Source organism: Lacinutrix sp. MEBiC02595 (assembly GCF_053601555.1).
This window is the reverse complement of sequence record NZ_JBSHNU010000194.1, coordinates 1-370: the sequence shown is the minus strand read 5'-3', so window position 1 is coordinate 370 and position 370 is coordinate 1. Positions and strand designations below refer to the sequence as shown.

General features: G+C 41.9%; 1 pseudogene. It reads right to left on the bottom strand.

Annotation, left to right across the window (positions count from 1 at the left end):
* A pseudogene (locus tag ACVCZW_RS05845) lies at nucleotides 1–370 on the bottom strand (hypothetical protein); the annotation flags it as partial.

Below are 370 nucleotides of genomic sequence, written 5' to 3'. Positions count from 1 at the left end.
GGATCCGTATCACTTGTTTCTCCATCGCCATCACAATCTGTGATCGCTGTTACAGGTAATGTAATATCTGTTGCTGTAAATTCACATGCATCATTTGGATCTGTGTCGTTTGGTCCTTGAACGCCGTCTCCATCAGGATCCACTTCGTCTAAGTTACTTACTCCGTCTCCATCACAATCTGCAGTTGCCCAGTCACTTGTTGTGTCTGTTAAATCTACATTGGATAATGTTCCTCCAATACATGGATCCGTATCATTTGGATCCGTATCACTTGTTTCTCCATCACCATCACAATCTGTGATTGCTGTTACAGGTAATGTAATATCTGCTGCTGTAAATTCACATGCATCATTTGGATCTGTGTCGTTTG